The following is a 5479-nucleotide window of genomic DNA, read 5'->3' on the forward strand; positions in this document are numbered from 1 at the left end:
GCCGCGGATACTCAGACCACAGCTGAGGATTTTAATAATATTATCGACAACAGCCGGCCGTAGTGTTTCACGATGGAGTTGGTAGAACGCCCACCAGGTGCTCATCACCGTGAGCATGCGTTTATAAGGCGATGGAATTCGAATGGTTATACACCCTAACTGCCGTATTAAAATCAAGGGTGGGAAGGGTAGCAGAAGGAAGGGGTTACACCAAGTTGCGCTAAGCGCTAGTGTTTACAGGATGGCACGGTCTAAAAGTCGCCGACGAAGTCGGCCTAACTTGACACCCTATCTGGGGATGCCAAGGGTTACACTTAAATTACCTTTTAACTGCTGAGGTATAACCTTGAATATCCCATGCAGATTCAAGGTCACCATATTTAAATTCACAGGTAGTATTAAAATGAACAAATGAGTTGCAGTCACTATTTGCTAAACAGCTTGAAGCACATTGTTGAAAATTAAGACCTTGTGTCGTTTTCCATATAACTCCAGTTAGAACTTTATCTTCCCCTATTATAAATGATTCAGATGCGGGTTTTTTAATTACTGCTGAAGTATAACCACTAATATTCCATACATTTTCTAATTGGCCTCCTTTAAATTCACAAGTGCTATCAAAGTGTACTATTGAACCACAGTTATCATCAATCAAACACAGCTTAGCACACTCTTCAAGGCCAGTATTTTGTATAGTTCTAGTTATATTTCCTTTTAAAACAGAATTTTCCTTTAAAGTAAAACTGTTAATTGGCTTTTCATAAAAGAAATCTTCATTTTTATCACTAAATAAATGTTTATAATGAAAAGCAGTTAACTTTACATTAGGATAATTTCCACCGTTGCACATTAAACCTTTTGGGTTAGATTGATTATCACAATCCTCATGAGGAATACCAAAAGTGTGGCCTAGCTCATGACCAATACTGCCTACTGCAGAATAATTACCTTTTTCTATACTATCTATTATGCCTTTTGGCATCACAGCTGCACCAAAATTTGCTGCGGCGGCTGCACCAGAGTTTGCACTTGCATGATCAACTTCAAGAAAGATTATATATTTATGATTTGAATCGAAGTTTTCTGCATCTGAGTACCATGACTTTGCAGTATTCCAGGCATTACCCAACCAATACCATTGCTTATTTTGCCCATGAAAACCATCATTATTTGTTAAAAACCAATTTGAAGTTTTATCACTATTAATAACTGCTATTGATTCAGCCACAAAAGTGGCACCATAATCAGCCCATTTTTTTTGGTTATGCTCTACTGCTTTCGTAACCAAAGAGGCACGATCTGCTCTTTCTGCATCGCTTGGAATTATATATAAAACTCTTACAGTTTTTGATGGCTGAGCTAATAAATTTTGGCTTACAAAAGACAAAGCTCCTGATAAGGAAAGAAGTGTAGTAATTGCAATAATTTTAATTTTTTTCATTATTAAATAATACTCCCATAATAACACACCTACTTCGAGGTGAATCATCTATCCATATGTATTAAGCGCTTTGCCAGCAGTGTAATTAATGTGGAGTAAAATTTAATCCTACATTTGTAGGATTGTATTATCTAAAGTTTGCACTATGGATAGTGCCCTTAGTGCTCCTCCCCCACCGCAGAATACCCAACCTCCTCGAAAAAATTTCCGGTAATCGCAGTTATCGGAAGTTTTCGCTAAAGCTCTATATGCCCTATAAGCCAGTGTTTTCGGTAGTTAGCGTAGATAAGGATGATCTGGTTTCGTTTATTTCGATTGTTTGCCCGTTTCGTTTATTTCGTATATGATGACTGTATTGGTCATTAAGAGGTTTCAGAAACATGGCGACATCAACAGCACTTGGGGCAGTACACAACCCAAGCCCCTATGATATTGATCTCGCGCGACAGAGCGCGCCTTTACTTGCCAAAATCATTGGTAAGCAGGCTCCAAACGCTGAACGTATTCAGTTTGTTGATGAAGGTGGAGAACAGTTAACGGTTCCAACAGCAGCCCTCAACTTATTGAAAGAGGTCTTAGTGCAAATGGCACAAGGTCATGCTGTAACATTGGTACCTGTGCATGCTGAGCTGACAACACAGCAAGCTGCAGACATGTTAAATGTCTCTCGTCCTTATTTGGTGAAACTACTGGAGCAAGGCGAGATCCCCTTTACTAAAAAAGGAACTCATCGTCGTGTACTTTTCCAGGATGTCATGAATTATAAGCAGGCGATTGATCAGAAACGCCTATCAGCACTTGATGAACTCACAGCCCAAGCACAAGAACTGGATATGGGATATTAATGCATGCGCTATACCGTTGTACTGGATGCGAATGTCCTCTATCCAGCCCCTTTGCGTGACCTTTTTATGCGTTTAGCACTCTCTGACTTATTTTCTGCTCGTTGGACTGCTCAAATCCATGATGAATGGATACGTAATGTGCTTGCTAAACGACCTGATTTAAAGCCAGAGCAGCTACAACGTACTAGACAGCTTATGGACAGTCATGTCAGAGACTGCTTAGTTGAAGGGTATGAACCTTTAATTGAAGGTTTAAACTTACCAGATCCTGATGACCGACACGTACTTGCCGCAGCAATTAAGTGTGGTGCGCAAGCAATTATCACCTTTAATTTAAAAGATTTTCCTGCAAGCAAGCTTAAACAGTTTGAAATTGAAGCGAAGCATCCAGACGAATTTTTAGCCTACCAGCTCGATCTAGATCCTGCACTCGTTTGCAATGTTGTTCGCCAGCATCGTGCTGCCCTAAAGCGACCACCAAAAAGTATTGGAGATTATTTAGATACATTGGAAACGAATGGTCTCGCTGTTACAGCTAACATCTTGAGGCGTTTTGCTGAAATGCTGTAAGTCGTTGATAAATAGCCGGTAAGCAGGGTTATCGGCTATTTTTTTGTTGGACGTCATTACTATCTGGCACAAAAGCACTTGATCGCAAGTCCACCGCTCATCTGATTACGTATTAAGCGTAACCTTTCATGTTAATAGTCGCTTACCTTTTAAGAAACTGTATGTCTTAACCTTTGCTTGATATCGCGGACAGTTATAAACCCTACGCTCAATCCTGGCCTGAATCATATTTACAAGTAGTGTGATCTGGTTAAAATTCGCGCAATTTTGTCTAGCTAAAAGGCTTTAATGAGCAATTTTAAGGTAAATGGATAATGCACATATCATTTTCAAATGTTGGTAAAAAATATGTCTCAGGTTTTACCCTTACAGATTGGAAAAATTAAGAGAACTAGATAATTCAAGCTTATTGAAACTAAAAATAGCTAACGATTAAAACCTTAAAGGTAGTTAATTAAATCATGATTAAAATACAAAGATATATATTACCTGCTTGCATCTTTGTGCTTAGTGCTTTAGCAAACCCTGCGTTAGCAAACAACACGCATTATTTACCTTCGGAAATTGTGAGTTACCGGATTGGTAACTTCGAGTATCTGGGAAACTTTGCAACTGTTGACCAAGCAATTACATCGGCTCACAAAAATATTAATCGGCTACGGCATGAAACTCCAATTGGAAAAAGAACATGTGGTGGGTATGACTGGCAATGGTGTGCCATTGTTCGCAATATTAAAACGGGTGAAGTCTCTACTGACCTTACTATAGGCTATATGTCTAATTTCAAATGCCCTGATGGTTATGTTTACAAAAAATGGCCTGCAGGAAAAAACCTCTGTGAAAAAACAGGCGAATTAATTCCCCGAAAAACAAATAACACGACTCAAGTTTGTACTGGGAATCCAATCAATGTAGCTACAGGATATAAATGGCAGTCTGAAAATGATGTACACATAGGTTCATTGCGCTTTACCAGAACCTACAATAGCTATTGGGCTAACCTTTCTAATGAAGTCAAATACAATCCTGGCAGTCACTTGCCCTCAATCGGTCCTGGTTGGACCACCAGCTTCCATACTTACTTAGATGTATCTGGTCAATGGGTGAAAGTTCATAAAGCCAACGGTCAAGTCCTCGTCTTTGCAAAAAAATCAGATAATACCTATCAAAGTGAAAATGATGTATTCGATACCCTTTCCCTTTATACAGGGAGTGAGGTTGAAGGCGCTTATTACCACTACGTCAACAGTGCTAGTAACCATTCAGAATATTACGATGAAAATGGTTGGTTATTAAAAATTAAGAAAACCCATGAAGAGATCACCTTCTCTTATCAAGACGATAAACTGTCAAGTGTTACAGACTCCAAAGGTAATCAATTTTTATTTAATTATGGTGAGCTAGGTTATTTAAGTAGCCTACAGTTCAGTGATCAAAAAATTGAATATGGCTATTCTGACAATGGTAATTTAATCTCGGTTAAGTTTGCGGATGGGAATACACAGCAATACCATTATGAAAACACTGCCTTTCCTTATGCTTTAACCGGCCTCACCAATGAAAATGGCGATCGTTTTGCTACTTGGCATTATGATGACCAGGGGCGTGCAATTTCCAGTGAACATGCGAATGGCACTGAAAAAGCAACACTTTCCTTTAACGACAGTAATTCAACGACCGTTACTAACCCATTAGGTAAAAAAACCACCTATCACTTTAAGTTGATTGAAGGCGTTAAGCATGTCACCAAGGTTGAAGGCCATGCCTCTACAAGCTGTGCTGCCGCCAACCGCGATTACACCTATTACGATAATGGTCTGTTGAAATCCAAAACTGATTGGAAAGGTGTGGCTACTTCCTACGAATACAACGACCGTGGTCTTGTCACTCGCCAAGTCGTAGCGGAAGGCACACCACAGGCTCAGGTGACCACCACTGAATGGCATGACACCTTCACTCTGCCAACCAAGATCACCCAACAGGGTATCACCACCGAATTCACCTATGACGAACAAGGCCGCTTGGTGCAACAACGCCAAGTGTCTTCGAAGTAATGGCCTACCCGGAGCGATCAGGAAGTACTATGAAGTTATTTAGCCAAACACTGTTATCCGCTGCCATCTTGGCCAGTCTAGCCTCGGGTGCAACTGCAGACACAAGTCGCCTTATTCGTTATGAATACAATGATAAGGCTCAGGTCACCCAAATTGATGGACCACGTGCTGATGTATCCGATATTACCCAGTTCAGTTATGACGATCAGGGTAATTTAACCAGCGTCACTAATGCACTAGGTCACACGACCCAGCTGCAGAACTTTAATGTTTATCGTAGCCCCCAAAAGGTTATCGACGCCAATGGTGTAGCCACTGAGCTGACATACAACGCTCGAGGCTGGTTAACGGCCAGCAGCACAGCAGGTGCCACCACGCAGTATGAATACGATGCCATTGGCCAGGTCACTCAGATTACCCTACCCAGTGGTGCCAGCTTAAGTTATGAGTACGATAATGCCGGACGTTTAACGGCGGTCAGTAACAGCCAAGGTGAGCGAATTGAATACACCTTGGATGCCATGGGCAACCGCACTCAGCAGGTATTAAAATCATCGGCGGGTGAACTG

At 40.8% G+C, this 5479-nt stretch carries 5 protein-coding genes; 4 read left to right on the forward strand and 1 reads right to left on the reverse strand.

The features are described from left to right. Positions 1-319: 319 nt before the first annotated feature. A complete protein-coding gene (locus KCG35_RS23420) occupies positions 320-1441 on the reverse strand; it encodes a PAN domain-containing protein (RefSeq protein ID WP_215822284.1) in 1122 nt (373 codons plus the stop codon). Between the two features lie 380 nt (positions 1442-1821). On the opposite strand from KCG35_RS23420, the gene KCG35_RS23425 reads away from it, so the two are divergent. The 4 genes from KCG35_RS23425 to KCG35_RS23440 all read left to right on the forward strand — a co-directional run. Then, entirely contained in the window at positions 1822-2286 is a 465-nt protein-coding gene (locus KCG35_RS23425) for a helix-turn-helix domain-containing protein (protein ID WP_094786990.1), read from the forward strand. Between the two features lie 3 nt (positions 2287-2289). Next, positions 2290-2856, forward strand: a complete 567-nt coding sequence (locus KCG35_RS23430; RefSeq protein ID WP_215822285.1) for a PIN domain-containing protein — start codon at positions 2290-2292, stop codon at positions 2854-2856. 461 nt (positions 2857-3317) lie between these two features. Continuing rightward, the gene (locus KCG35_RS23435) at positions 3318-4910 is read left to right on the forward strand and encodes a DUF6531 domain-containing protein (RefSeq protein WP_230409340.1); all 1593 of its coding nucleotides are present in this window, start codon (positions 3318-3320) and stop codon (positions 4908-4910) included. A gap of 29 nt (positions 4911-4939) precedes the next feature. After that, a partial coding sequence (locus KCG35_RS23440; RefSeq protein ID WP_444972213.1) for a hypothetical protein occupies positions 4940-5479 on the forward strand: 540 nt, incomplete at its 3' end.

Source organism: Zooshikella harenae, from assembly GCF_018837975.1.
GTDB classification, from domain to species: Bacteria; Pseudomonadota; Gammaproteobacteria; order Pseudomonadales; family Zooshikellaceae; genus Zooshikella; species Zooshikella harenae.

What these genes read in the sequence shown, in the direction of transcription:
- KCG35_RS23420 (WP_215822284.1), bottom strand. Translation starts at nt 1,441, where the DNA reads ATGAAAAAAATTAAAATTATTGCAATTACTACACTTCTTTCCTTATCA.
- KCG35_RS23425 (WP_094786990.1), top strand. Translation starts at nt 1,822, where the DNA reads ATGGCGACATCAACAGCACTTGGGGCAGTACACAACCCAAGCCCCTAT.
- KCG35_RS23430 (WP_215822285.1), top strand. Translation starts at nt 2,290, where the DNA reads ATGCGCTATACCGTTGTACTGGATGCGAATGTCCTCTATCCAGCCCCT.
- KCG35_RS23435 (WP_230409340.1), top strand. Translation starts at nt 3,318, where the DNA reads ATGATTAAAATACAAAGATATATATTACCTGCTTGCATCTTTGTGCTT.